This is a genomic window from Rhodococcus sovatensis, assembly GCF_037327425.1.
Lineage (GTDB): Bacteria > Actinomycetota > Actinomycetes > Mycobacteriales > Mycobacteriaceae > Rhodococcoides > Rhodococcoides sovatense.
Window position 1 is genome coordinate 4,986,981 of the sequence record NZ_CP147846.1, and the last position, 26,499, is coordinate 5,013,479.

The window sequence follows — 26,499 nt, forward strand, 5'->3', positions numbered from 1 at the left end:
TGCAGTCCAACTGCGGTGGGGGCGGATACCGGTCGTACGGCCGGCATCGGGGCTGCGGTCGCCGCCCCTTCTCAGGCGGGCGGAGTGCCTGATTCACTGCCGCCTGGCGATGGGGCGTTGGTATCGCGGGTTTCGCCGGTGTCAGAGAGGGGGACGTCCGCTGGGTAGATGTACTCGTTGGGGTGGTGGAAATGGTTGATGCGGCCGCGGCGCAGTGGATCGAGGCCGATCGGCGGGTGCCAGAGGGTGCGGCCGGGGTAGGGATGGTCGGGTCCGGCTTTGGTGGTGGCCCAGTCGGTGTCCGCGGGTCCGACGAGGGGGTGGTGGGTATCGCAGCCGAAGGTGAGCGAGTCGATGTCGGTGTTACCGCCTGCCGCCCATTCGTCGATGTGGTGGACCTGGCTCCAGGTGGCGGGGCGGGTGCACCCAGGGAAGGTGCATCCGCGGTCGGCGGCGATGAGGACGATGCGTTGATCGGCTGTGGCGATCCGTTTGGAACGGCCCAGATGCAGGGGCCGGCCGTGGTCGTCGAAGATCACGAGGTACTGGTGGGCGTGGGAGGCCATGCGGATTGCGTCGCGCATGGGGATCAATGATCCGGTGCCAGTGACGGCGTGTCCGGAGGCTTCTTCGAGCTCTTTCAATGTCATGGTGACGACGGCCGTGACGGGAAGTCCACGGTGGTGACCGAGTTGGCCGGACGCGAGCATCTGCCGCAGGATCACTTTCAGTGCGTCGTGTTGGCGTCGGCCTTTGCTGCGGTGATCGCGTGCAGCGCGGCGTTCGGCGTCGATGATCGTGTCCCTGTCGGCAGCAGTGCCAGGACCAGGACCAGGAACAGGGCCAGCAGCGGTACCAGGACCAGCTGTGGCGTCGGTACCTACATCTGTCCGGTCGGGTTCATCACCGGGGCTTGATTGATCGGTGTCGCTATCGTCGGATTGCTCGAACAGGCTCGGGTCCGGTGTCGCGGCGTCGGATTCGCTGCCGCTGGTGTTCTTGTCGCTGTTGGTGGCGACGTTGGGGTCGTCGACGACGGGTGTGCTGTCGGCGGGGTTGCACATGCCGGGTTTGGCCCATTTCGCGAAACCGGCTTCGAGATAGGCGCGGGTTTCTGCGTCGATCAGGAATTTCCCTTTGGTGAGCCCGTCGGCGCCGGGGTCGTCGAAGGAGACGAAACAGCGTGCGGCGGTCTTCTCTTCGTCGTCGAGTTCCCCGTCGGGGTCGAGGACTGCGAACAGTCGCGCTGCGGCGGCCCGGAATTGGTCGGGGAGGAGTTCTCGGGCGAGTTGGGCCAGTTGGTTCTCCGCTCTCTCGCGGGATTCGATGTCGACTTTGCGGCCGAGCAAACGGAAGAAGTTTTTGATGATGCGTTGGTGTTCTTCGTCGAGAGCTCCGCTTTCGGCGGCGGAGGCGGTGGCTGGTAGGACCGGGTCCAGCCGTTCTCCGGTCATGGAAGTGCGGTGTCCGTACTCGTCGGCGAAGCGGATGCGCTGCGAGGCGCGTGCGACGGACACGCGTAGCAGTACCGCGACTGCCTGGGGGACGGAACCGTAGATGTCGTCGAGACCGCGTTGGGCCATGAGGTCGGCGAGCCAGGTGTGGGAATATCCGAACAAGGAACGGGTCGCTGTTTCCATGCGAACCAGTAGCGCTCGCTGGTCGGCGGTGGATGCGGCGGACATGTCGATCCGCCCGAGAATCTCTACCTGTTGTTCGATGGTGGCGACGACGTTCGCCAGGAACGCGGCCTCGATTACCGGCACCCCCGACGCCGCAGTATCTCCCGACGCCGCAGTCTCCTCTGAGACAGCAGTGTCACCTGCCGTGTCGTTGACCGTGTCGGTCACCCCTGAGTGGCTATCCCCCGAAAGCATGGAATCAAGATAACCCCACCCACCGACAAAAACTCGAACACATGTGCCCCTCCTTACGTTTGTGTGGGGAGTTTGACCTCGATTCCACCGAGGTTCAGGTAGATCATCGCCTTGAGTGATTCAGCGGAATGATGACCGTAACCACGGGCGTTGATCAGCCTGATCTTCGAGTTGATTCCCTCGATGAGAGCATTCGAGATCCCTAGCTCGATTGCCGCACAGATCGCCTCCGCTTTCTTCTCGATCATGCGGGCCAGTTGTACGAACGCGATGATCCCGCAGGACCGCGCTTCCTCGATCCAACGCCGCAAGTAACGCACGGCATTGGAGGGCGCGACCTTGCGGTAGAGATCGCGGAACTGTTCCTTCAAACGCCACGCAGTCCCGACTTCGGTGTCGGCATTGATGACCGTTCGCAGCAGCGACTTGTGAGTCTTGGTCAGCCGATTCTTACCCAGCCGCAACGCTGTTCGAGCCTTGCGCCATTGGGGCGCCTGCATCGTCAACGTACGACGAACCGACGCCGCATCGGAGAACACTCGGTCCAGAGCACGGTTGACCCACTGCATGACATGAAAGGGATCCATGCATTGGCGGGCGCGCGGGACGTGATGTTCGGCGGCGGCCCGGAAAGCCGGAGACCCGTCCATCGACACCACCTGCACCGCGCCTCGTTCCCGGGCGGACTGTTGCTCGAAAAATTCCGAAAACGACTCACGCCCTCGGCCCTCGGCGATGTACACGACCTTGCCGGTGTCGTGATCGCCGACGATGGTGAGGTACTTGTGCGGATGCCGATAGCAGATTTCGTCGACACCGATCCGATACAGCCTGTCGAGCCGACGCGAATCGATCAACGCATCGACCGCCCGCGTGACGATGGAGGTGACCGTACGCCACGCACAGCGCATCAACGTCGAGACCGAGGTGCGATCGGTACGCGTCACCAGCCACAGCACTGTGTCTTCGAAGTCCCGCGTGTGTCGTGCTCTCGGCCTTGCCCACGGCACGTCCTCGGTTCGAACGCCGCAGGTCGGGCACTCTATTCGGTGGATCGAGTAGACCAGCCACACCTTGTGGCGACCGAAATCGAGATGCCGCCACCGTCTGGGCGCCTGGTCGTACGATGCGGCAGTGGTGTACCCGCACGGACACTTCGACCGCCGCGCACGACGCCGCAACACGACCTCGACGGAGCTATCTGTGATCGACACATCCGATACCGATGCACCGGGAATCTGAAGCAGACGGTTAAATGCAGTACTGACGCGCACGTGTAGCGGCCCTCCGGGTTGAGGTTGGTGTAGGAACCCCGAAATCTAGAGGCCCAGCACGTGCGCGTCCCTCATCTCACCGGCAACTCGCCGAACACTGCGTCCAACAACACAACCCACCCTGAACAGCAGAAATGGCGCCCACACAAACCTCAGGAGCGCCACACATGTTCGACCAGTATTCGGAGGAGGCGAAGTTCTCAAGCATCTCGATGCGATGTCGAGAACACGGTGATCGACTCGGCAACAAGCGATGTGGGTGCGAATTCGATGAACACCACTCCGCTGCCGAATGATCCGTCCATCGTCACGCTCACGGTCCGGCCCGCGGCGATGAACTTTCGGTAGGTTGCGCCGCGGAGCAGGTCGGGGGACACCGGTTGCCCCGACGCATCCGTCACGGGTGAACTCTTCAGCAGTTCCGCGGCCGCTTCTTTGCCCCGCTTTCCGACACTTCGCAGTCCACCCATGAAGCCGAGGACTCCGCCTATCCCCTGGTTTCCGATCAACTGGGGAGTCAGCTTCGCGGACGCGGTCAGTCCTCGGGAACCCGCGCGGAGAAGCTGACCGATCATCGACCGCAGCTCCCAATGGGCGGCGAGGCGCGAAATCTTCAGCTCACCGTCTTCCTCGACGAGGTCGTAGCGAATGTGCATCGGCACGTTCAGCACCGCGCCGGTCGACATGATTGTTTCCAGTGACAGATCTCGGACGACGGACATCCCGGAGACGACGTCGTTCTCGATGTGAAAGTTGATGGTGTTCGGCGCGATGAAGGTGTCGTAGAAGCGCTCGATCGCCTCCCTCCCGCGGTGTGGCTTCGACCCGACGGGGTCGTTGACGACGCCTTCACGTGCGTAGAGATCGACCCACGTCGTCCGATCGTGAATCGCAACGGCCTCGGGTGAACACTGGACTGCGGCGAGGAGGCCCTCAGCGGTGCGCATCTCTCGACGCTATCGTCCAGCGGCCCGATCCGAGCCGGAATCGAAGGACGACCTGCTCAGCGTGCGCTGACAGCCCGAGGGACATCTGCTCGCAGAGTGAAATCGGTGACGAACTCGCCGTCCTCGGGGAGGAACCTTCGGCGAGGGTCGAAACTCTCGACGTCGAAGCGGTCGAGCGTAGGCGAATGCGTTGTCACGGCCAGGGCCTCACCGTCGATGTCGAACTGGAGCAACCGTTGGAAGCCCGTTGCCCGCTCCCCACCGACCTCGAAGTACTGATAGTCGGCCAGTAGCTGTACGACGGTGCGACCGGTGTCGTCGACGTCGCGGTCCACGACGGTGGCCTGCCCGTCGACGTGCCCGGACAGCACCAGGAACACCGATTCGAAGGGTTTCACGAGGCGGTTCCAGATCTGCTGACCGGAGCTGGCGCCGATGTCGCCGAAGGCCATCAGCTTCTTCTCCCCGCCCTCGTCGAGGTAGTAGTGGGTGCCGATCACGACATTTCGATCCGGATGATCCGCGAGCACCTGCTCGGCCCACTTCATCACCTTCTCGGGCGGGTTGTATCCGATGTAGAGCATCAGGAACTTCGCACCGGCGATGTCGATCAGGTCGTAGTGTGCCGAATTATCCTGTGCCGTAAACGAATCACCCCACCATGGCTGGTCTCGGTACCGATCCGGTCCGAAGTACTCGTTGTAGAGGGCGTGGTTCTCCTCGTGCATACCCGGCACGAGCTTTCCTGCAACGTTCCACAGGTTGTCGTGGTTGCCCGGCAGGACACCGTGTGGGAGGTTCGCGTCCTCGAGCCGCTGCATCGATTCGCTTGCGGCCTCGAATTCGATGCGAGACTGTGTATCCGGTCGACCTGGGCTGATCCAGCTCTGAATGATATCGCCGGTGTGCATGCTGTAGTCGATGCCGTACTCGGCGGCATTGTCGACAGACCATTGAGTCATGTCGTCGTAGACGTTCGGGTCGTCACGCGAAATGTACTGGGTGTCGGTGATGTGTTGCAGCGCAAAGTCGTACGTTCCTGGCTCGGCGAACGAACCGTCCACCTCCGCGTTGTGCTCGGCGAACGAGCGGTCCACACGTGGGCTGTCGACGATCATGACTTCGACTGGGCCGTCGATTCCCGTCACCTTCGCGGTGAGGTTCACGAGCCCTCCTGGCCAGTCGGGTCGCGCGACGGCGACAGCAGGCCCCCAGCGGCTTTCGGCGGGATCGAGGACGTGCATTGCCAGGTCGTTGGTGTTGACCGAGGTGCCCTGCCACGAAATCTCGGCGCTGTCGACGCCGGGGTCGAACGTTGCGGTGTACCGGAGATAGGGAAATTCGTCCCACGCGGACGTGCGAGCTTCGGCACCGGACGACTCGGTGCCGGCCTCGATATTGCCGTCTACTTCCTTGCTGCCGACTCCGGCGACCATCTCGGCGGAGACGGTGTTCGGAACTGCGAGCAGGCCGAGTGCGGGCACCGCGGCAGCGGGTGCCTGGACGCGTGTTGCCGCGGGGTCGGCCACCGCGTCGGCACCGACGAGTACGCAAGCGAGCAGAAGCGATCCGATGGTCGGTGCGGCCTTCACCCTGTTCAGGCTACATACTGTCGCAATGGCATCGCGGAAACGTCTGTCGGACGTCAGAATCGGCATCTCCGGTTGGACGTACGCGCCGTGGCGCGGCGACTTCTATCCCGCGGGCCTCGCGCACCGACGCGAGTTGGAATATGCGTCCGAGCGATTGTCTTCGATCGAAATCAACGGAACCTTCTACGCGATGCAGAAGCCGTCGAGCTTCGCGAAGTGGCACGACGAGACCCCCGACGACTTCGTGTTCTCGATCAAGGGCGGCCGATACGTCACACACGTGAAGCGACTGGTCGATGTGGAATCGGCGCTGGCTAATTTCTTCGCGACGGGTGTGCTCGGCCTGGGGCGCAAGCTCGGCCCCATTCTGTGGCAGCTGCCACCGAACCTGCAGTTCGACGCCGACAAGCTTGCCGCGTTCTTCACCCTTCTTCCTAGAACCACGTCCGAGGCTGTCGCGCTCGCTGGGCGACGGGACGAGAAGCTCCCGGAGGATCGCGTCAGCCTCCTCGTCACAGGCGAGCGCCCGATACGTCATGCGCTCGAAGCTCGCCACCCCAGCTTCGACACTCCCGAGGCGATTCAAATTCTGCGAGAGCACGACGTCGCGTTCGTCGTTGCAGATTCAGCAGGCCGGTATCCTTTCGTGGACACGCCGACTTCCGATTTCATGTACGTACGGCTTCACGGCGCCGAGGAGCTGTACGCGAGCGGATACGACGACACCTCACTGGACGCGTGGGCCGCTCGTGTCGCTGGGTGGAGATCGTCGAAGCTTGACGTGTTCGTGTACTTCGACAACGACGTCAAAGGCTACGCGCCGCACGACGCGATGAGATTGATCGGCCGAATCTGAGCGTATTCAGTTCTGTCACAATGGTTTACTACCGTCGAGCATTGCAATCAGCAGCTCACGCGGGAGCGACAGTGGTGGCATCGAATCGAGATGAATGGCGTCGCTCGACTTGCCACCCTTGATTTCGGCGACCTCGTCGTGCAGCCGTTCCATTGTGACATCGAGGCGATTCGCGCTGTCCGCTGCTTCGGTGAGCTCGGCGAGGAGCGGAGCGGGAATGGTGCCGTGGTACTTGTAGAAGATCTTGTGCTCGAGGCTTGCCCAGAAGTCCATCGCGATGGTGCGGATCTGCAGTTCCACCGGGACCGGTTGAATGCGGTCGCTCATGAACACCGGTATCTCGACGATGAGGTGAAGACTCTTGTAGCCGTTCGGTTTCGGAGCGGCGATATAGTCCTTCACTTCCAGTACACGGACGTCGGTCTGACTGCCGATCATGTCCGCGATGCGGTAGGTGTCGGAGATGAAGCTGCACGTGATGCGAATGCCTGCGATGTCGACGATGTTGGTGCGAATGTCGTCGAGTGTGAGAGGGCAGTTCTTGCGTCGCGCCTTGACGATGATGCTTTCCGGAGTCTTCAACCGCGATCCGACGTGCTCGATCGGGCTGTACCGGTGGATGTGCGTGAATTCTTCCTTCAAGATGTTGATCTTGGTCATGAGCTCGTCGATCCCGAACTTGTAGCTCATCATGAAGCGGGTGAAGTCGCTGCGAAGCTGATCGAAGTCGGCTAGCTCGACGGCCTTGCTCCCGTTGTCCGTGGTGTTGCTTTCCATGGGTCGATTCTGTCCTACCTCTGATTCGAACCGTCATCTGTGCTGGTCGGCGCCGCGTGAATCGAAGCTGGCGTCGGCGCACTGCGGTCCGAGTCGAGGGCTGAACGTCACGTCTCCGCACGTTCGGCACGCGTGGGTGCGGTGATGTCCTCGGCCGCAGGAGCACGCCCTCGACCCGACCAGCACGGTTCGCGGGCCGAGGGCGTGACCGTGAGCGCACCATCGAGGTGCACTCTCGACCCATCGATCGCCCAATCGATGGAGTGTGTGGCCGGCGTCGTCGGCAGGGGTGTTCATCCAGGGACCACCGATCGGGAGTTGGACCGTCCGCGAGTGGGTGCTCCCGGACGGCCTGATGAGATTACCATGTGTTCGAACATATGTTCCCATTGCGGACAACATGGGAACTCGATACGTTATTCCGTAATTACGGAATAACTGAGAAGGGATGCCGATGAGTCGCACCGTTGCTGTGTCCGCCGGATGTGCAGCCGTACTGATCGTGGCTGGATGCTCCGCTACCGAGCCGGTCACGCAGGAGCCGGACAACTGCGTCTCGGCGGCGTCGACCGATTTGAACACCCAGGAAGGCTGGCTGGGGTTGATCGAGCAAACCCCGGAGACGGTCTCTCTCGTTGTGGACGACGGCCGAGGCCACGTCGTCGAGCATCGGCAGGACGAACAGCAGGCACTGGCCTCCGCAGTCAAGGTCGTTCACTTGGCCGCATATGCGCGTGCGGTCGCCGCTGGCGAATTGGACGCCGACGAGCAAGTGCCACTGCTGGATTGGGAGCGCTGGTACGTGCCCGGAACCGACGGAGGTGCACACCCGGCGGCGCTGGACAGGTTGGGCATTGCCAACGATGGCGTGAGCGCAACTGATCTCACTGCAACGGTCCGACTGGACGACATGGTCACCGCGATGATTCGGGAGAGCGACAACGCGGTACCCGATTACCTCCGCTACCGACTCGGCGACGATGCGCTCGTCGATGCCGCCGCGGCAGGCGGCTGGGAAGGGTTCGAGGTGCCGACGCTCGTCACGACTGTTCTGGCGGTCTTCGATCCCACGCTGGGCGAGGGTGACCAATGGGCTACTGCCCAACGGTGGGCATTCGACGATCAATTCCGCGCCGACGCCAGCGCAGAAGTGCAGAACCCACCTATGAAGATCAGGCTGCGTCGGTAGAGCTCGTGGGCGCGAAAGGATCTGCTGCTCAGCTTGACTCGTTGTACCGATCCCTCGCCGACGGCAGTTTCGGGGATGGGGCCGACATCGCACTTCGGCAGCTCGAGTACCAGCCGGCACCGGACGGCGCGGAGGGGCTGGGATTCAAGGGCGGCAATCTACCCGGTGTCCTGAATCAGGCATTCGAACTACGGCGCGAGGACGGCACCGTCGCCACTGCCGTGTGGTTGACCGACGGCCTGCCCGCCGACAGATACGAGGCGGCGAACACAGGCCTAGGGAACCAGCAGATGCTGATCATCGACGCCTTGCAGTCCTCGGACGCGCTGGACCGGATAGCCTGCGTCGTGTGAGCGAGCAGTTCGAGGCGAGGTTGGCCGAGTTGGAGGCACGCGTCGCCGAGCTCGAGCACGGAGGGAGCGACGTACCGGCGGGCGCCGACCCGCCCACCGGCGGGGCCGTCGCCTATCAGGGCGACGTGCATCTGCACGGTGACGTCACGTGGAGCATCGGCTACTCCCCCGACGCCGTGCTCGAACTGTCGGTGGCGCGAACCTCCGGGGTGCTCGCCGCGTTGGGCCATCCGGTTCGGCTGCAGATCGTTCGGAGGCTGTTGCGGGGTCCGGCCAACGCGGCAGACCTTCAGGACGTAGTAGGGCTGGGATCCACCGGTCAGGTCTATCACCACCTCAAGGCTCTCGCATCGGCGAACGTAGTCGAACAACACGGCAGGGGTGATTACCGGATCAACGCGAAGAAGGTTGTGCCGCTGTTGGTGTCGATGCTTGCGGCAGCGGACATTTCGGGCGAACTCGGGACATAGCGCACTCTCGCCGATGAGTTTCCGATGTCGGCCGTGTCGATATGGGCATGACTACAACAACAACCCCGGCAACCACCTCACCCACCGCAGCCCGCATCGGCTGGGCACTGACGGCCCTCCTCGCGATCTTTCTGATCTTCGACGGAGTGACCAAGTTGATCAATGTGCAGCAAGTACGAGATGCGACAGTCGATCTCGGCCTACGGGAGGAGATGACGCCGGTCATCGGCGTCGTACTGCTCGTGTGCGTTGCGCTGTATCTCGTTCCCCGGACCGCGTTCCTGGGCGCGGTCTTGCTGACCGGCTACCTCGGCGGCGCGGTCCTGACCAACTGGCGCGTCGACAAGCCGCTCTTCAGTACCGTCCTGTTCGCTGTGTACGTGGGCGTTGCCGTATGGGCTGCGTTGTACTTGCGCGATCCTCGGGTTCGACAGGTCATGCCGATCGTGCGCTGATTCCTGCGGTGCGCGTGGTTGCGGTCGGAATGTGACTACGGCCGGAACGTGACTACGCGCGCTCGGCCCGCGCTGCCAGGAAAGCCTCGGGATCGATCAGATCCGACTGCCCGACGATGGAGCCGAGGTCGGCGATTCGCTCGATGCCGGTCAGCACCATCTCCTCCTCGACTGTCCCCTCGGCGTAACCGTAGTAGCAGGTCGACGTCGTGTGCTGATGGTCCTTGTCGATGCGATTTGCGCGGCCTTCGATCTGTCGGATGTCGATCGGAGTCCATCGCGGGTCATGGATGAGCGTGACGCGCGGTGCCGACGTCGAGACGGACGGGAGCGAAGCCTGCGAGGAAGCCCGATGCGTGTCCGGCAGCAGCAATTCGTTGGTGTGGAGGTTGATCGCGCTCGTCGTGGTGGACACGATGACGCGGGATGCGCCGGTCTGGAATCGTCGAATCTGCACTTCCTGCTCCGGACTGCTCATGCTGCCGTCGACGACTGCGACGTCGAGGCCTTCCTCCCTCAGAGTCTCGGCGAGTGCCGCCACCGACTCGCGGTAGAACATCGACACGAACACTTGATTACCGTCCCGCACCCAGGATCGAACCTGGTCGGCGGTCGAGGGAATCCGCAGGTAAGAACACTTCTGGCGAAACCGCAACGTTGCGGCACGTGTGCTCGGGTTCTTTTGCAGCACGCGCTTTCCACCCGACGTCCTCCAGAGCGGGAGGCCCAGTTCTTTGCGGTAGTCGATCCACGCCGAGTTGTACAGCCGTTTCTGTGCTGCCGTGAGCTCCTGCCCGAGCGGCTCACGCGGGGTCGGCGGCGAGGGGCGGGAGATGGACCACGGCACGGCGCCTCCGGCCAACCACCGGTGGATGGTTCCGATGTCGCGTTCGCGTCGGGCAGCGTCCTCGGGTTCCCAACGCCAGGTCTTCAGACCGGTCGTGGCTTTGCCTTCCTTCAACGCGAAACCCGCATCCTGCAGGAATGCCGCCCACTTGGTCGTTACCGCGTAACCGAGAGCGTCCTCGTCGCCGATGATCTGCCCGTCCCCGCGACTGAGTTCGATGGCTCGGGCCATGTATGCGAAGTGCATCGGTTGGTAACCCGGAGTTGCAGACATCCACACGACGGCGCGTGCAGCCTCCTGGTAGCGCCACAGAATCTGCGACTGCTGGGACTCGATGTTCATCAAGGCGTGTGACTCGTCCGCGATGACAACGTCGATGTCGAACCGCAGCTCGCCCAGCGTGATGGTCCGCTTGTTCTGGGTCTTCTTGCGCTTGCCGAGATCGGTGTCCTCCGGGACGGTGAGGAGCTTCTTCGTGGACTGATAGGTGACCAGTAGCCAGCGCTTGCGGTCCGCCGGATCCACGTCGGCTTCGGAATCGGCGATCGTGCGTCGCCAGCCCGGGAGAGCGCCCTTCGGGGCGACGACGAGGACCGTGCCGATGCTCGGATCCTTCATCTGCCGGACGGCCTCGCACACGGCCAACGTCTTGCCGAGCCCAGTCGAGTCCATCTGGGCGAAATAGGGGAAGCCGTTCTCCATGGCGCCCAGCTGCCTTCGAACCGATTCGAGTTGGGTCTCGCGAGGCGTCATCGATCGCTCGTGGACCACCTCCTCACGCCACTCTTCGTTGGCGTCGTCCTCGACCCATCGCTGCAGGCTGTACGGCATCGACTCGAACGAGGCCAAACCGTCGGGAAGCTCCGTACCGTAATACGCGAACACTCGAGGGCCTGGATGCCAGCGCGCTCCGGACGCCGACGCGAGCGCTCGGTCCTCGAACGGGACATCCAGCACCCACACGCGTTCGCCTGGGTCGGGCATTCTCAGGTCAGGTGACGCGGTCTTGCGAACCGCCTTCTTGCGCGTGGTCGGACGCCTCTTCGCCGTAGCTCCCGAGGACTTGGACGCTGTTGTCTTGGAGGCTGTTGTCTTGGAAGCCGCACCCGCCGACTGCTTGAACTTGCGCGCCGCAGCGCTCTTGCCCGCGGCGACCGTGCGGGCAGTGGTGGTGGGCTTGCGTCGACGTGGTGGCACGACAGACACCGTAAAGCACCTCACCGACAGATCCTCGGACTGCACCGGCGTCGGGTCTGGCGTAGCCTTCGGCGGCGATATGGATGTCGACGCGAGCAGAGGTGAACGAGCTGTGGGTAATGGTCGTGCTGTCGTGCTCGTCCACGACCGAGACCCGGCGCTCGGTTACCGCAACATCGGAACCCTCGGGCCGGAACTGCGTGGCCGGGGCTACGAGCTGGACGTGCATTCCTTCGACTATGGACTCGGCGAGGTTCCTCCTGCCCTCGACGATGCGGCGATGGTCGTCGTCATGGGATCTCCCGATGCGGCCTACGACGACACACCGTGGATTGCGGCCGAGAGTGCGTATCTGCAGATGGCGATCGAGATGGACGTGCCGATTCTGGGCGTGTGTTTCGGCGGACAACTGCTCGCTCGGGTACTCGGTGGAACAGTGACGGAGTCGCAGTTCCCGGAGCACGGCCTGACCGAGATCGCGACGTCCCGGCCCGATCTGGTCGGTCCAGGCCCCTGGATGGAGTATCACGGCGACACGTTCGTCGCCCCCGAGAGTGCTACGGTGATCGCGCGCAACGACGCCGGCCAGCAGGCGTTCGTGCACGGACGGCACCTCGGTCTGCAGTTCCATCCGGAGATCGACGTCGACGTCTTCGAGTCCTGGGCCGATGCCTGGGTGCGCGACGGAATCGAGCAGGACCAGGACATAGTCGACGCCATTCGCAAGGATCTGGCTGCGAACGAGGTCGAACTGCGCGTCCGGTGCAGCGCGCTGCTCGACGCCTGGATTTCCGGCCACTGACCCCCTCTTCCACGACATCGACGGTCGGGCTCCCGCTACGGTGGAGGGCATGAACTTCAGCGACCACCAGATCGGCATCTATGCGCAGGGCATGTTCACCGATCAAAGGCCGCAGATCACCACCAACCTCGCTGAGCTCGAAGCGGAGGCTGCGGAGTCGTTGTCTCCCGAGGCACTGGGATACATCGTCGCCAGCGCCGGCAGCGGTTCGACGGCGCGCGCCAACCGGGATGCGTTCGACGCTTGGCGGATTGCGCCGCGAATGATGAGGAGCTCCGCCGAACGTGATCATTCGTGCACGATCCTCGGCACCGAATCGGCTGCGCCGTTGCTGATCGCGCCCGTCGGAATCCAGACGCTGGCGCATCCGGACGGCGAGCTCGCCACCGTCAGGGCTGCGGCCGCTCTCGGTGTGCCGTACGTTCATTCGACGCAGGCCTCGCACTCGTTCGAGGAGATCGCCGAAGGCGGCGGCGATGCGCCCCGGTGGTACCAGTTGTACTGGCCTACCGACGAATCCGTGCTGTTGAGCTTCCTGGGACGCGCGAAGAACTCGGGATTCACCACTCTCGTCCTCACGCTGGACACGACGCTGCTCGGGTGGCGTCCGGCGGATCTCGACCGCGGTTACCTCCCGTTCCTGTCCAATCTGGGCATCGAAAACTATCTGACCGACCCGGCATTCCAAGCCGGCCTCGAACAGTCCGTCGAAGCCAATCCCGTTGCTGCTGCAATGCACTGGGCTCAGATGTTCCCGAACCCCGGGTTGAACTGGTCGCAGCTGGCTTTCCTTCGCGAGAATTGGGACGGCCCGATCGTGCTGAAGGGCATCTGCACCGTCGGCGATGCACGTCTTGCTCTCGATCACGGTGTCGACGGGATCGTCGTATCGAACCATGGTGGTCGTCAGATCGACGGTGCTCGTGCTTCGTTGGATGCGCTGCCCGAGATCGTGGACGCGGTGGGCGAACAGATGACGGTCCTGTTCGACTCCGGTGTGAGAACCGGCGCCGACATGGCGAAGGCTCTCGCGCTCGGTGCCGATGCGGTGCTGCTCGGTCGGCCGTTCCTGTACGGACTCGCCCTCGGTGGACAGGCCGGTGTCGAGCATGTGCTGCGCTGTATTCTGGCCGAATTCGATCTTGTCACAAGTCTTTCCGGGCATACCGGCGCCGCCGAGCTCGGCCGTGATTCGGTGGTTCACGCATGAGTCCGTCATGGGTCGACCATGCGATTTGGTGGCACGTCTACCCGCTCGGTTTCGCAGGCGCACCGGTGCGTGACTGGGACGGGGAGTCCATGGCCGACGAGCACCGTCTCCTCAAGGTTGTCGAATGGCTCGACTACGCAATCGAACTCGGAGCATCGGGCATCGCCCTCGGCCCGATCTTCGCCTCGGAAGGGCACGGGTACGATACCATCGACCATCTCCGCATCGATTCCAGGCTCGGTACCGAGGCGGACTTCGATACTCTCATCGAGGCGGCCCACGGTCGCGGTCTGAAGGTGATGCTCGACGGCGTCTTCAACCATGTGGGACAGGGGTTTCCGAAATTTCAGCAGGAACTGCGCGACGGCGCCGGGTCGTGGTTCCAGATCGATCGGTCGTCGGGCGAGCCGAAGCATCGTAACTTCGAGGGCCACGATGAGCTCGTCGCCTTCGATCATGACAACGTCGAGGTGCAGGACTACGTCGCCGACGTCATGGATCACTGGCTGAGCCGCGGCGCCGACGGTTGGCGGTTGGACGCGGCATACGCTGTGCCGCCGAAGTTCTGGAGCGCGGTGATCCCCCGCGTACGGGAAAAGCACCCGAACGCATACTTCCTCGGCGAGGTGATACACGGCGACTACGCCGCGATCGTGACGTCGAGTTCACTGGATTCGGTGACCCAGTACGAACTGTGGAAGGCGACGTGGAGCGGCATCGTCGAGGAAAACTTCTTCGAGCTTTCTCATGCGCTGGGCCGCCACAACGACTGGATGGACACGTTCGTCCCGGCGACGTTCGTCGGCAACCACGACGTGAACCGAATCGCAAGCACGATCACCGACGAGCGGCACCTCGCGCACGCCCTCGTCGTGCTGTTCACGACCGGCGGAACGCCGATGATCTACTACGGCGACGAGCAGGGATTCCATGGTGTCAAGGAGGAGCGCGTCGGTGGCGACGACGATGTTCGTCCCGAATTCCCCATGGCGAAGGAACAACTCGATCCGGCAGGGTGGCCGATCTTCCACTTGCATCAGCAGCTGATCGGTCTACGCAGGCGCAATCCATGGCTGCATCACGCACGAACCGAGACTCTCGAGCTGACCAACACAGCCATGCTCTACCGAGCGTACGACGCCGACAACGTGCTGTACGTCGCCCTCAACCTCGGGAACGAGGCGGTCGACTATCGCGTATCCGGTGACGTCGTGGCCGGGGACGCATCCGAACATTCGGGGTGGAGCTCGGTCCCGGCACACGGGTGGGCTGTCTTCGGTACGAAGTAGCTGCCCCGGAAAGCCGAATCTTCGGTCAGCCTCTGGCGAGCTTCGCGCGGTCGAAGAACGCCAACACGTGCGGGACTTTGTCCTCCGGGACATCGAACACCGCTTGACCACTGAGGTAGGACATCGAGTCATCGGGCAGGCGTGCACCGATCTTCACTCGTAGCCCGCCGCCCCGCGGCTTCGCGTCGACTCCGATGTGCGAAACGTGCCAGCGGGGTCGGCCCGAGACTGTCTGCTGTGTCGAATCGAAGATCTCGACGACGCGGTTGTCGAGGACGAGCACGACGTTCTCGTCCAACCAGTACTCGACGTACTCTCGTTCGCGCATCGTAGGAGCCTATATTCATCTCTACTGCCAGCGCTAGATACAGCAACAAAGCCCGAGAGGTACACTCGTCGGCGACACGGGGTGCCGCACCGAGCGGCTGAGATCACACCCGTCGAACCTGATCTGGTCAACACCAGCGTAGGGATGTCTGCATCCGCACGGGGTGCATTGTCTTCTCCGCCGCCGCATGTCGACCAGCGAGCGAGAGGAAGCACATGAATTTCGACGAGCAGACCGTGTTGGTCACCGGAGCGGGACGAGGGCTCGGCACCTCGATCGCCCGAGCATTCGCGCACCAGGGGGCTCGCGTTGTCGTGAACTATCGCGCCAGCGCGGTGTCGGCCGAGCAGCTCGCTGCAGAGATCGGCGGCTTGGCCGTGCAAGCGGACATCACCGTTGCCGAAGAGATGGACGCGCTCTTCACCGCCGCCGAGCAGCACTTCGGAACCACGGTCACTACCGTCGTCAACAACGCCCTCGCCGACTTTTCGTTCAACGGCGACGCCCGAAGCAAGGCCGACTCCATCTCGTGGGAGCAGTTCGATGCACAGTTCCAGGGAACTGTTCGTGGAGCGTTGACGACAACCCAGCGCGCGTTGCCCGGAATGCGGACAGCGGGTTTCGGTCGAATCATCAACGTCGGAACCAATCTCTTTCAGAACCCGGTGGTGCCGTACCATGACTACACGGCGTCGAAAGCAGCCCTGCTGTCCCTGACCCGCACGCTCGCAGCCGATCTCGGTGTCGACGGCATCACCGTCAACATGGTCTCCGGTGGATTGCTTCGTACGACGGACGCCAGCGCGGCGACGCCCGAGGCGGTGTTCGACTTGATTGCTGCGTCGACTCCACTGCAGCGAGTGGTGACGCCCGCAGAATTCGCCGACGCGCTGCTGTTCTTTGCCTCACCGTGGTCGAGGTCGGTGACCGGACAGAATCTCGTGGTGGACGGCGGACTGGTCAAGGACTGAACGATGCTGCATCTCAACGCATTTCTGTTCGGCTGCGGCCACCACAGTGCCGCGTGGCGCCATTCGAGCTCTCGTGTGGAGGATCTCGGCGATATCGGCTACTACGAGGAGCTCGCGCGGACCGCGGAGCGAGGGAAGCTCGACGCAGTCTTCTTCGCCGACGGGCATTCGGTGCGTGATCCGGCAGGAGCGGGCACCTGGTTCCTCGAGCCCATCACCGCGCTGACGGCGATGGCGCGGGCGACATCGCACATTGGACTGGTCACGACGGTGTCCACCACCTTCTACACGCCGTTCCATGCTGCCCGCCTCCTCGCCTCCCTCGATCACATCAGCGGCGGGCGTGCGGGGTGGAACGTCGTCACCTCCATGTTCGACGCCGAAGCCCGCAATCACGGGTTCACCGAGATACCGGCTCGCGCTGAGCGTTACGCCCGTGCCGAGGAGTTCGTCGAGGTTGCACTTGCGCTGTGGGACAGCTGGGACGGCGACGCCCTCAAGCTCGATCGTGATGGTCAGTACGCGGACCCCGACGGCGTGCATTCGATCGATCACGTGGGCAAGTACTTTCGAGTCGATGGCCCGTTGACGGTCCCTCGCTCACCCCAGGGACGGCCGGTGCTGTTCCAGGCCGGTGCGTCGGGCGAGGGCCGGGATCTCGCGGCGCGTTACGCCGAGGCGATTTACGCTGTTGCCTACGATATCGATTCGGGGGCAGGCTATTACGCCGACGTGAAGTCGCGAATCCACAAGGCCGGCCGCGATGGAAATTCGGTGGGCATCATGCCTGGCCTCGTCACGTATATCGGGTCGACCATGACCGAAGCACACGCGAAGAAGGCCGAACTCGATGCATTGCTGCCTGTCGAGCAGTCATTGCGTCAGCTGGGCATGTACGTCGAACAGGATTGTCGAGAGTGGGAATTGGACGCGCCAGTTCCCACTCTCCCGCCGGTCGAGGAGTTCACGGGTCCGCACGGACGCTACGAGACCATTCTGCGCATCGTCGCCAAGGACAAGCCAACCGTGCGTGAGCTTCTCGGCACCCTTGCTGCAGGCGGCGGACATGCGACGATGATCGGCACTCCCGAATCGATCGCGGACGAGATGGAAGCCTGGGTCAGCGGCGGTGCCGCCGACGGCTTCAATCTGATGCCTCCACTGTATCCCGCGGGCTTGGAGGACTTTGTCGATCAGGTTGTCCCGATTCTGCAGTCTCGCGGGCTGTTTCGGCATGACTATGCGCCTGGGACGTTGCGGGATCGCCTCACCGAGGGAGGGACTCGATGAACTCGTCCGTCAAGGCTGCGATCTCGGACGCATGCGAGATCGGCGACCAGTGCCCTGCTGGGATGTCGTTGCGAGTCAGATTCTTCACCCAGCGGTGTGTGTCGTCGTAGTGGAAGGGGCGCACCGCCACGTCCTCGGTGTTGATGATCAACTGCACCGGGACATCGACATAGCGTTCCCTGGGTTTCAGCATTCGCGGAATCAAGTTGGCGCGATAGAGGTTCGTCCCGTTGGTTGCGTCGGAGAACAGTGTCGGGTTCTGTGTCACGAGTGCAGGGTCGACGTTCGAGAACTCCTGCAGAAACGCGGGCCATCCCTTGGCGAACTGGCGCTTGATTCGCAGCGTCGACAGGCCGGGAATGTGGAACGTCACCGTGTACCAGGATGCACGAAGCTGCGCGAACACCTGCTTCAGTCCGGTCCACGACGGCTTGGTCAGTCGTGCACGCGACCACATGGCGAGGTGATCGAGATTCGGTCCCGAAATGGATGTGTACGACGCGATTCGATCGGTCGCGCGCGGCTCGGCTGCGGCTTCCCATACTTCGACGGCGCCCCAGTCGTGCGCAAGGACGTGCACCGCTCGGCCAGGGCTGACGGCGTCGACAACCGCGTAGAAGTCGGAGGCCAGGCTGCTCAGGCGATACGCCGCGCGCTCCTGCGGCACGGTGCTGTCCCCCGCACCGCGGGAGTCGTAGGTGATGACGCGAAACTTGTCGGCAAGTAGTGGCACGATGTGGCTCCACAATTCGTGGGTATCGGGCCAGCCGTGGACCAGCACGATCGTGTCACCGTCGGGGTTGCCCGTCTCGAACACGGCCAATCGCATGCCCTCGTTGACGACGGTCGTTCGTTCCGCGACTGTGTTCATGCTTGTCGACTTTAGTATGAACAAGGGTTACATGTACACGAACTGTCAGAACCGCCTGCGAGAATCGACGCGTGATTCCAACGCCCGAGTGGCCACCGACAGTGCGTGCCATCGCCGGCGCAACCGACGACGCGATCGGCTCCGCGCGAGCCAAGGCGAAGGACGCGTTCGCTGAAGCAATCGAGAAGCTGTCCTCCGAGGACCACGTGCAGGTCGCGGCCATCCATGCCGAGATGGTCAGGTCGCTGTTGGAGGAACTGCATCCCGACGGGCTGACGGGTGAGGACGTGCAGGTTGCGCTCTCCAGCGCCGTTCGGTCGGCTGTCGAGTGGTATCCCGATCTCGACGTACACGGCTTCGTCGAGGTGCTGACGGGCGCGCTCGGGGTCTCGGACACGGACGAGAAGCGTCCGAGTCCGGGCGCGGAGCACGCTGTGCTGATCCTCGCGGATCTGCTGGTCAGACGTAGTGCGGCCGCAGACGGGTATATCCTGCGCGCGGTTGCCGAGATTCGGCGTGCGCAGACGATGGAGATGCCGTAGAGATTTCTACTGGAATCTAGCATGCAGCAAAGAGAGCTATAGATAGACGTAGCAAGCGCATATGCGCCCTTCTATCCACATCTAGCAGAAGGCGTAGATATGGATAGAAGGCCCGATGGTCAGCCGTGCAGCATGTTCGCAGCGCCGATGATCGCGCGGATCGACGAGTCGGTGGCACCGGATTCGATTGCCATCGACCAGCGCTGACGGCCATCGAACTCGGCGAGGACGAAGGTCGCGGTTCGATCTCTGTGCTCGGCCGAGTGAACGGTCTGCTGGTGGAACGAGATGATCTCGAGATGAAGGCCGGCGTCGTAGAGCATCGAGGTCAGCGCGTCGATCGGGCCGTATGTAGTTGCGGTCGCAGAGTGGATCGAATCGCCGATTCCAAAGGTGGCTGCGAAGGATGTCCGGCCACCCCGCGCGGTGCTCGAATCCCAGCTTCCGAGGCGGATGGGTCCTGATGCTGCAGCGAACTGTTGCGTGAAGTGGGTCCAGCTCATGCCTTCGGCGTGCTTCCGCAGATCGCGCGGGAGTGGAGCGCTGAAACGAGCGGCGAAGGAATCGTTCGAGGTGGGAGACGTGAGAGCGTTCATGATGGTGGTCTTTCCGGATGTGAAGGAAGGACCGAGGGAGCACGACGACCCGCAGCGAGGGGTCGGTCCGAATTAGACCCCGCTACGGCGGCGTACTACGAGAATGCGCTTCACGCACGCCAATGTAGCCGCAGCCGGCTCCGGGATGCAAGCATTGGGCTCTCTACATGTATCTAGCCTTTGCCATAGAGTGCCTGAGATTGCGCAACAGAGACGATAGCCGTTCATAAGGCTCTCTAGGACACGAGCTAGATGTCCGCATAATTTGCTATCACTGTTGTTACTTTGGCCCCATGGACCCCGTGCGTAACCCTTACGCTCCCGGCGCAGGTCAGCGCCCACCCGAGCTCGCAGGTCGAAAGAAGCAGCTGGACGCCTTCGATGTCGTCCTCGAACGCATCACCCGAGGTCGACCTGAACGCAGCGTCGTTCTGACGGGGCTGCGAGGCGTCGGGAAGACGGTGCTGCTCAACCACCTGCGATCCGCCGCCGTTGCGCGCGGTTGGGGAACCGGAAAGATCGAGGCGAGACCCGATCAGGAACTGCGACGACCACTGTCGTCGGCGCTGCACATGGCGGTTCGAGGTATCGCTGCCTCGCATCGGGATCCGGAACGTGTCGACGAGTTCCTCGGAGTGCTCAAGGCATTCGCGCTGCGCGCCTCGGCGGACAAGGGCATGAGGGAACGCTGGCAACCGGGGATAGATGTTCCGGCGAAGACCGGCCGTGCGGACTCCGGTGACATCGAGATCGATCTGGTGGAACTGCTTCTCGACGCCTCGTCGCTTGCCGGGGACGTCGGTGTCGGCATTGCGATCTTCATCGACGAGATGCAGGATCTGGGGCCGGCGGACATCTCCGCGCTGTGCGCTGCGTGTCATGAGCTGAGCCAGGACACCGCACCGCTGATCATCGTCGGTGCGGGTCTTCCGCACCTACCCGCCGTGCTGTCCGCGTCGAAAAGCTACTCGGAGCGGCTGTTCAGCTATCACCGCATCGGAAGGCTGGAACGGGCGGCTGCGGACCTTGCGCTGATCGCGCCCGCCGACCGGGAAGACGTCGAATACACGACCGAGGCGCTCGACGCTCTGTACGAATCTGCCGACGGATACCCGTATTTCGTGCAGGCCTACGGAAAGGCGACGTGGGATCTGGCAGCGGAGTCGCCGATCACCGCCGAGGATGTTCGAGTCGCCGCGCCCACCGCGGAGGAGGAACTGGCCGTCGGCTTCTTCGGGTCCCGCTACGAGCGTGCGACGCCTGCCGAGCGCGAATACATGCGTGCCATGGCAGATCTGTCGGGGGACGAGGCGTCCGTGCCGACGTCTGCGGTAGCAACGGAACTGGGCCGCAAGCCGGCCTCGCTGTCACCGGCGCGCGACGGCTTGATCAAGAAGGGGCTCATCTACTCCGCAGAGCGGGGAACGATTGCTTTCACGGTGCCCCACTTCGGGCGGTATCTGCGCGCGCAGACGGACGAATAGTCCCTCCGCTCCAGTGGCCGAGGTCGCTCCGCTCCAGTGGCATGGTTAAGTGCATCGGGGTGCACTCAACCATGCCACTGCGGCGGAGCCGCTTTGTTACTGCGGCGGAGCCGCAGACCACGCCGCCGCTACTGATTGACCCGCGACATGTCGCCGCCGTAGTAGTCGATCAGCCGCTGGTTCATCACTTTTCGCCAGAGGGGCGGAATGAGTGCGCAGAAGATCATCACTGCGTACCCGGCCGGTAGCTGGGGGGATTCTTCGAGAGTCCGCAGCGATTGATACCGCCGAACCGGGTTTGCATGGTGGTCGCTGTGCCGTTGAAGGTGGTACAGAAAGAGATTGCTCCACAGGTGGTCGCTGTTCCAACTGTGTGTGTGGTCGGTCCGCTCGTATCGCCCGTTCGGCCTCTTCTGCCGCAGCAGACCGTAGTGCTCGAGATAGTTCGCGGCCTCGAAGAGGATCACGGCTATGACGGCTTGTATCACCAGGTAGGGCGCCACAATCCACCCGAAAGCCGCGACGAGCACGGCGAACACGACCAACGAGATCGCTGCAGCGTTGAACAGGTGATTGTGCGCCGACCACTTGGTTGCCCCGATGCGTTGCAGTCGCCGCTGCTCCAGTTCCCACGCCGATCGGATTCCACCGAGGATGCTGCGCGGTAAGAATTTCCAGTAGCTCTCGCCGTACCGCGCGGATGCCGGATCCTCAGGGGTTGCCACTCGCACGTGGTGACCGTGATTATGTTCTACGTAGAAGTGGCCGTAGAACGACTGGGCCAGCGTGATTTTGGACAACCAACGCTCGACATTCTCACGCTTGTGCCCGAGTTCGTGTGCTGCGTTGATGCCGACGCCGCCGACGATGCCGACCGTCACGGCCAGCCCGAGTCGCTCCGGCACGCCGAGCGGACCGTGCGCCCAGAGATAGCACGCGGTCGCGAGCCCGGCGTACTGCAGTGGAATCAACAGGTACAGGCACCAGCGGTAGTAGCGGTCGTTCTCGAGTGCCTCGGTAGCCTCGTGCGGCGGATTGGTCCGATCCACTCCGGTGAAGGCGTCCACGAGCGGGATCGCGATGCCCATGATGATCAGGCCGAGCAACCAGAACGCACCGGGGCCGAGCCACGAGACCAGACCCCACGCCATGAACGGGCTCAGCGGTATGACAAGGCCGAGCGGCCAGAGGTAGCGCTTCGGGTCCCGCCACGCCGGGGTGACTGACGTCTGTTCGCTCATGAGAGGTGAGTACCCCCTCTCAGCAGAGCAACCGTCAACACTTTACCTTTACTAACGATAACAGTAATTTCGCTCCAACCTCCCACCCTGGCCTTCGGCTCCAGGTCATGATCGGATGGACCTACCCATGTCCATGTGAGGAGCAACACCAGTGCGCAGAACCAAGTCGGAGTTCACCGGGCGGCGCGGCACCCGCATCGTGTACGACGTATGGACGCCTGACGCGCCGGTCACCGGACTCCTCGTCCTGTCTCACGGCCTCGGCGAACATGCCCGACGCTACGACCACGTCATCGCCGAGCTGGGCAAGCTCGGGCTGGTGGTCTACGCGCTGGACCACCGGGGGCACGGCCGATCGGGTGGTAAAAGGTTGGAGCTGAAGAGCTGGTCCGACTATGTCCTCGACCTGCACGAACTGTTCCGTATTGCGCGTGCCACTCATCCGGACACCAAGAACTTCTTGCTCGGGCACAGTATGGGTGGTGCGATCGCCCTGTCGTACGCGCTCGAGTACCAGGCCGAGTTGGACGGGTTGATGTTGTCCGGTCCGGCGGTGGTCCTCGGTGACGGCACGCCGAAAATTCTCATCCCCATCGGCAAGATTCTGGGTCGCATCGCGCCGGGTGTTCCGGTTCAGTCGCTCGCGTCGGCCGATGTTTCCCGTGATCCGGCGGTCGTGGCAGCCTACGACTCCGATCCGCTGGTTCACCACGGCAAAGTGCCCGCCGGACTGGCGAGCCAACTCGTCGGAGCCATGGAGAGCTATCCGGCGCGTCTCCCATCGCTTACACTCCCCGTTCTGCTTCAACACGGCAGCGAGGACCGGCTCGCCGATGTGTCGGGTAGTCGGATGATTGCCGAGAGGGCCGGTTCGACGGATCTCACGATCGATGTCTACGACGGGTTGTACCACGAGGTCTTCAACGAGCCGGAACAGGAAAAGGTTCTCGGTGACCTGATCGCGTGGCTGTCGCCGCGTCTGCGGTGACCTAGTAGGTTCTCACCCGGGGCAAGCTGACGAGGGGGTTGGAAGATGGCGCGCACAGCACTTGTTCTGGGTGGCGGTGGGGTTGCGGGAATCGCGTGGCAGACCGGTGTGCTGCACGGTCTGGCCGAATCCGGCGTCGACGTGACCGCACCTGCTTGGTCCGACATGTTGTTGGGGACGTCGGCAGGTTCGACCGTAGCCGCGCAGGTGACCAGCGGCGCTGCGCTGAGCGAGCTGTACGCGCGCCAGGTGGATCCTGAGTTGCAGATCGACGAGCCGCGCCCCGACGTGTCGATCGACGAGCTCAACGAACTTCTCGACCGGGCGACCGAGCGCGCGGCCGGTGATCGGCAGAAGTTTGCACGCGAAGTGGGAAAAGTGGCGCTTGCGGCTGCGACGCCTCCCGAGGCCGAGCGACGAGCAGCTATCAAGCGCAGGCTGCCGGCGCACGAATGGCCCGACCGCGACTTGCGCGTCGTTGCAGTCGACGCCGAATCAGGGCGTCACCGAGTTCTGGATCGTGACTCGGGAGTGCGTCTCGTCGACGCTGTTGCCGCGAGCTGCGCTATTCCGGGCATGTGGCCTCCGGTGACCGTCGGGGTTCACCGCTACGTCGACGGTGGTGTCCGCTCGGGCGAGAATGCAGATCTCGCGGTCGGTTTCGCGAGAGTTCTCGTCCTGCAGGTCGGAGTGTTCGAGCCCGGTCTCGATCCGCTCGAGGCCGAGCGGGCGCATCTGTCCGCGCGGGGCTCGGCCGTCGAGGTCATCCGTCCGGACGCCGAAGCGCTGGCTGCGATAGGGCCGGATCTCACCGACTTGGCCGTCAGGGCCGCCGCCGCGGAGGCGGGCTTCCGACAGGGGCAGCGTGCAGCCGATGCGATCAAGCAGTTCACGGTAGCTTGATCGGCCCGAACAGCGCAGCACCGTTGCGGTAGCAGACATCTCGAATCCAGTCGTCACCGAGATCGAGCCGCGCGACGGCGCGCAGTGCGTCGACATACGAGTACGGAATGTTGGGGAAGTCGCTGCCGAACAGTATGCGCCCCTGCAGATCTCGGAGGCGTGGCATCGCGGAGACCGGGAACGGCCAGGACGCTTCCGAAAAGTCGGTGAACGCCATCGTGGTGTCGAGTCGAACGTGCTCGTATCCTTCGGCCAATTCGAGAAACTCGACGTACTCGGGCATGCCCATGTGTGCGATGATCAGCGGAAGTCGAGGGAACCTTCGCAGCAGCGCGGCAATCGGTTCCGGGCCGGTGAACGAGCCAGGTGACGGGCCGGATCCGCAGTGGATGACCACCGGTATCGCAGCGTCCTGGAGCGCGTCCCAGACCGGATCGAGCAGCGGGTCGTTCGGGGAATAGTTGCCGACCTGAATGTGCGACTTGAAGATTCGAGCCCCGCCCGCGATCGCGTCGGCGACGTAGCTGCCGGCCGAGCTCTCAGGATAGAACGTCGCTGTCTGCACGCAATCGGGTGTCCGCCGCCCGAAGTCGGCTCCCCAGGAATTGAGCCACGCAGCCATGTCGGGCTTGTGTGGGTAGATCATCGACGTGAAGCCCCGTACCCCGAACTCGCGCAACGTGGCCAGTCGTACGTCTTCGTCTTCGCGGTAGGTGATCGGCCATGCCATTCCCGTTGGCAGGAGCGGAGCCTGCGGAGTGACCGGGTCGGTGTGCTTGCCTGCCGAGTCGAAGTACGACCAGACTTTGTCCATGACGTTCTTGGGCATGAAGTGGGTGTGCACGTCGAAGATCCCGGGCAGGCCCAGATCCTCCCAGAACGCCCGGACCTGACCTGTCTCGCTCGGCGGTGGCCCGACTGTCAGTGGCGTGTTCATTCATCGATTGGAGCACAGACGGATCGCGCAGGTGGTGGCGGTGTCGACGGTATACCGGAGGCGACCGGTTGTACCGTGGGTCACAGAATTGACGGACGACGAGAGGGCAGTACATGCGCGCGGTACACATCACGAGTCTCGACGGACCGGAAGCGGTACGTATCGTCGACGTCGACGAACCCACCGCCCGCGAGAATGCGGTGGTCATCGATGTGCATGCGGCGGGCGTGGCTTTCCCCGACGCCCTGTTGACGAGGGGGCTGTACCAATACAAGCCCGATCTGCCGTTCGTTCCCGGTAGTGAGATCGCGGGAGTCGTCCGGTCTGCGCCCGAAGACTCGGGCTTTGCCGCGGGCGACCGCGTCGCGGCTCTGACGGGGTTGTCCGACGGTATGGCCGAGGTCGTTGTCGTTTCGCCCGACACTGTGTTCGCGTTGCCCGATTCGGTGTCACTCACCGCAGGCGCTGGATTGCTGTTCAACGACTTGACGGTCCACTTCGCTCTTCGGCAGCGCGGACGGCTTGCCGAGGGCGAGACGGTTCTGGTGCACGGCGCTGCAGGAGGCATCGGGACCTCGGCCTTGCGTCTAGCTCCGGTTCTGGGTGCATCGCGCGTCATCGCGGTCGTCAGCACGGCCGAAAAGGCCGAGACGGCGAAGGTGGCAGGCGCCACGGATGTCGTGCTCGTCGAGGACGAGAACGGCCGAGGGTGGAAGGACGCTGTCAAGGAACTGACGGATGGGAAGGGCGTCGATATCGTCGTAGATCCGGTCGGAGGTGACAGATTCACCGACAGCATCAGGAGTTTGGCGCCGTCGGGACGCATTCTCGTCCTCGGCTTCACGGGCGGCGAGATTCCCACAGTGAAGGTCAACCGGCTTCTGCTCAACAATGTCGACGTCGTGGGTGTCGGATGGGGTGCGTGGTGGATGACGCGCCCCGGCTACCTCGCCACTCAGTGGGCGGAGCTGGAACCGTTGCTGGCGTCCGGAAAACTCAGCGCCCCAGAGCCGTCCGTGTCCCCGCTGGACAAGGCGGGCGAGGCGATTGCTTCACTCGAAAATCGCACTGCTGCAGGGAAAGTGGTCCTGCAACTCGCCTGAACTGCGCAGCAGTTCAGCGGCTCCGCCGCCAGTGGCGCGGTTGAGTGCACCAGAGGACACTCAACCGTGCCACTAGAGCGTGTCTCCCAAATTTGAGAGGTGCTGTCAGC

Annotated in this window: 26 protein-coding genes and 1 riboswitch; of the genes, 15 read left to right on the forward strand and 11 right to left on the reverse strand. The window is 63.3% G+C overall.

Going from position 1 to position 26,499, the window contains the following annotated elements:
• Positions 1-71 precede the first annotated feature (71 nt).
• The 4 genes from WDS16_RS23235 to WDS16_RS23250 form a co-directional block, all read right to left on the reverse strand.
• On the reverse strand, positions 72-1,877 hold the full coding sequence (locus tag WDS16_RS23235; RefSeq protein WP_338888079.1) for an HNH endonuclease signature motif containing protein: 1,806 nt from the start codon (positions 1,875-1,877) through the stop codon (positions 72-74).
• A 53-nt stretch (positions 1,878-1,930) separates the two neighbouring features.
• Positions 1,931-3,151 carry an ISL3 family transposase gene (locus WDS16_RS23240; RefSeq protein ID WP_422395698.1) on the reverse strand — a complete coding sequence of 407 codons (1,221 nt, stop codon included), beginning with the start codon at positions 3,149-3,151 and terminating at the stop codon, positions 1,931-1,933.
• A 200-nt stretch (positions 3,152-3,351) separates the two neighbouring features.
• Positions 3,352-4,098, reverse strand: coding sequence for a nuclear transport factor 2 family protein (locus WDS16_RS23245; protein ID WP_338888081.1), 747 nt, complete (start codon positions 4,096-4,098; stop codon positions 3,352-3,354).
• 56 nt (positions 4,099-4,154) lie between these two features.
• Positions 4,155-5,690, reverse strand: a complete 1,536-nt coding sequence (locus tag WDS16_RS23250; RefSeq protein WP_338888082.1) for a metallophosphoesterase — start codon at positions 5,688-5,690, stop codon at positions 4,155-4,157.
• Between the two features lie 25 nt (positions 5,691-5,715).
• On the opposite strand from WDS16_RS23250, the gene WDS16_RS23255 reads away from it, so the two are divergent.
• Positions 5,716-6,546 (forward strand): DUF72 domain-containing protein, encoded by an 831-nt coding sequence (locus WDS16_RS23255; protein ID WP_422395707.1) that lies wholly within the window; start codon positions 5,716-5,718, stop codon positions 6,544-6,546.
• A 15-nt stretch (positions 6,547-6,561) separates the two neighbouring features.
• On the opposite strand, the gene WDS16_RS23260 is transcribed toward WDS16_RS23255, so the two are convergent.
• Positions 6,562-7,323 carry a GTP pyrophosphokinase family protein gene (locus WDS16_RS23260; RefSeq protein ID WP_338888083.1) on the reverse strand — a complete coding sequence of 254 codons (762 nt, stop codon included), beginning with the start codon at positions 7,321-7,323 and terminating at the stop codon, positions 6,562-6,564.
• A 454-nt stretch (positions 7,324-7,777) separates the two neighbouring features.
• Here WDS16_RS23260 and WDS16_RS23265 point away from each other — a divergent pair, with 454 nt between their 5' ends.
• From WDS16_RS23265 to WDS16_RS23280, 4 genes are read left to right on the forward strand one after another with little or no spacing between them, the layout of a single operon-like run.
• The gene (locus WDS16_RS23265) at positions 7,778-8,512 is read left to right on the forward strand and encodes a serine hydrolase (RefSeq protein ID WP_338888084.1); all 735 of its coding nucleotides are present in this window, start codon (positions 7,778-7,780) and stop codon (positions 8,510-8,512) included.
• A gap of 5 nt (positions 8,513-8,517) precedes the next feature.
• On the forward strand, positions 8,518-8,865 hold the full coding sequence (locus WDS16_RS23270; RefSeq protein ID WP_338888086.1) for a hypothetical protein: 348 nt from the start codon (positions 8,518-8,520) through the stop codon (positions 8,863-8,865).
• The gene (locus tag WDS16_RS23275; protein WP_338888087.1) at positions 8,862-9,335 is read left to right on the forward strand and encodes an ArsR/SmtB family transcription factor; all 474 of its coding nucleotides are present in this window, start codon (positions 8,862-8,864) and stop codon (positions 9,333-9,335) included. Before WDS16_RS23270 ends, WDS16_RS23275 begins: the two co-directional genes overlap by 4 nt.
• Before the next feature lie 47 nt (positions 9,336-9,382).
• A complete protein-coding gene (locus tag WDS16_RS23280; RefSeq protein WP_338888088.1) occupies positions 9,383-9,790 on the forward strand; it encodes a DoxX family protein in 408 nt (135 codons plus the stop codon).
• A 52-nt stretch (positions 9,791-9,842) separates the two neighbouring features.
• On the opposite strand, the gene WDS16_RS23285 is transcribed toward WDS16_RS23280, so the two are convergent.
• Positions 9,843-11,834, reverse strand: coding sequence for a DEAD/DEAH box helicase (locus tag WDS16_RS23285; RefSeq protein ID WP_338888089.1), 1,992 nt, complete (start codon positions 11,832-11,834; stop codon positions 9,843-9,845).
• A gap of 112 nt (positions 11,835-11,946) precedes the next feature.
• Between WDS16_RS23285 and WDS16_RS23290 the strand changes: the two genes are divergently transcribed.
• Genes WDS16_RS23290 through WDS16_RS23300 form a run of 3 tightly spaced genes read left to right on the forward strand, consistent with a single transcriptional unit; the run spans position 11,947 to position 15,135 of the window.
• Positions 11,947-12,636, forward strand: coding sequence for a type 1 glutamine amidotransferase (locus WDS16_RS23290; protein WP_338888090.1), 690 nt, complete (start codon positions 11,947-11,949; stop codon positions 12,634-12,636).
• A gap of 49 nt (positions 12,637-12,685) precedes the next feature.
• The gene (locus tag WDS16_RS23295; protein WP_338888092.1) at positions 12,686-13,846 is read left to right on the forward strand and encodes an alpha-hydroxy-acid oxidizing protein; all 1,161 of its coding nucleotides are present in this window, start codon (positions 12,686-12,688) and stop codon (positions 13,844-13,846) included.
• Positions 13,843-15,135 (forward strand): alpha-amylase family glycosyl hydrolase, encoded by a 1,293-nt coding sequence (locus WDS16_RS23300; protein ID WP_338888093.1) that lies wholly within the window; start codon positions 13,843-13,845, stop codon positions 15,133-15,135. The genes WDS16_RS23295 and WDS16_RS23300 overlap by 4 nt, the downstream gene beginning before the upstream one ends.
• Before the next feature lie 25 nt (positions 15,136-15,160).
• Here the strand turns inward: WDS16_RS23300 and WDS16_RS23305 are convergent, their stop codons facing one another.
• A complete protein-coding gene (locus WDS16_RS23305) occupies positions 15,161-15,463 on the reverse strand; it encodes a hypothetical protein (protein WP_338888094.1) in 303 nt (100 codons plus the stop codon).
• A gap of 67 nt (positions 15,464-15,530) precedes the next feature.
• A riboswitch (TPP riboswitch) is annotated at positions 15,531-15,625 on the forward strand.
• Between the two features lie 53 nt (positions 15,626-15,678).
• Here WDS16_RS23305 and WDS16_RS23310 point away from each other — a divergent pair.
• Both WDS16_RS23310 and WDS16_RS23315 read left to right on the forward strand, forming a co-directional pair.
• Positions 15,679-16,434, forward strand: coding sequence for a 3-oxoacyl-ACP reductase (locus WDS16_RS23310; RefSeq protein ID WP_338888096.1), 756 nt, complete (start codon positions 15,679-15,681; stop codon positions 16,432-16,434).
• A 3-nt stretch (positions 16,435-16,437) separates the two neighbouring features.
• Positions 16,438-17,724, forward strand: coding sequence for an LLM class flavin-dependent oxidoreductase (locus WDS16_RS23315; RefSeq protein ID WP_338888097.1), 1,287 nt, complete (start codon positions 16,438-16,440; stop codon positions 17,722-17,724).
• Here WDS16_RS23315 and WDS16_RS23320 read toward each other — a convergent pair.
• Entirely contained in the window at positions 17,702-18,595 is an 894-nt protein-coding gene (locus WDS16_RS23320; RefSeq protein ID WP_338888098.1) for an alpha/beta fold hydrolase, read from the reverse strand. The genes WDS16_RS23315 and WDS16_RS23320 overlap by 23 nt on opposite strands.
• Positions 18,596-18,666: 71 nt before the next feature.
• On the opposite strand from WDS16_RS23320, the gene WDS16_RS23325 reads away from it, so the two are divergent.
• On the forward strand, positions 18,667-19,137 hold the full coding sequence (locus tag WDS16_RS23325; protein WP_338888100.1) for a hypothetical protein: 471 nt from the start codon (positions 18,667-18,669) through the stop codon (positions 19,135-19,137).
• Positions 19,138-19,256: 119 nt separating this feature from the next.
• On the opposite strand, the gene WDS16_RS23330 is transcribed toward WDS16_RS23325, so the two are convergent.
• Positions 19,257-19,733 carry an alpha-isopropylmalate synthase regulatory domain-containing protein gene (locus WDS16_RS23330; RefSeq protein ID WP_338888102.1) on the reverse strand — a complete coding sequence of 159 codons (477 nt, stop codon included), beginning with the start codon at positions 19,731-19,733 and terminating at the stop codon, positions 19,257-19,259.
• A 293-nt stretch (positions 19,734-20,026) separates the two neighbouring features.
• Between WDS16_RS23330 and WDS16_RS23335 the strand changes: the two genes are divergently transcribed.
• Complete coding sequence (locus WDS16_RS23335; RefSeq protein ID WP_338888104.1) at positions 20,027-21,217, forward strand: ATP-binding protein; 1,191 nt, start codon at positions 20,027-20,029, stop codon at positions 21,215-21,217.
• A 128-nt stretch (positions 21,218-21,345) separates the two neighbouring features.
• On the opposite strand, the gene WDS16_RS23340 is transcribed toward WDS16_RS23335, so the two are convergent.
• Positions 21,346-22,458: an alkane 1-monooxygenase gene (locus WDS16_RS23340; RefSeq protein ID WP_338888106.1), complete on the reverse strand. Its 1,113-nt coding sequence runs from the start codon at positions 22,456-22,458 to the stop codon at positions 21,346-21,348.
• 151 nt (positions 22,459-22,609) lie between these two features.
• Between WDS16_RS23340 and WDS16_RS23345 the strand changes: the two genes are divergently transcribed.
• Together WDS16_RS23345 and WDS16_RS23350 are read left to right on the forward strand one after the other, a co-directional pair.
• Entirely contained in the window at positions 22,610-23,446 is an 837-nt protein-coding gene (locus WDS16_RS23345) for a lysophospholipase (RefSeq protein WP_338888108.1), read from the forward strand.
• 45 nt (positions 23,447-23,491) lie between these two features.
• Positions 23,492-24,349: a patatin-like phospholipase family protein gene (locus tag WDS16_RS23350; protein ID WP_338888110.1), complete on the forward strand. Its 858-nt coding sequence runs from the start codon at positions 23,492-23,494 to the stop codon at positions 24,347-24,349.
• Here WDS16_RS23350 and WDS16_RS23355 read toward each other — a convergent pair.
• On the reverse strand, positions 24,336-25,286 hold the full coding sequence (locus WDS16_RS23355; RefSeq protein ID WP_338888112.1) for an amidohydrolase family protein: 951 nt from the start codon (positions 25,284-25,286) through the stop codon (positions 24,336-24,338). The two genes, WDS16_RS23350 and WDS16_RS23355, sit on opposite strands and share 14 nt — an antisense overlap.
• Positions 25,287-25,399: 113 nt before the next feature.
• On the opposite strand from WDS16_RS23355, the gene WDS16_RS23360 reads away from it, so the two are divergent.
• Positions 25,400-26,389, forward strand: coding sequence for an NADPH:quinone oxidoreductase family protein (locus WDS16_RS23360; protein WP_338888114.1), 990 nt, complete (start codon positions 25,400-25,402; stop codon positions 26,387-26,389).
• Positions 26,390-26,499 lie beyond the last annotated feature (110 nt).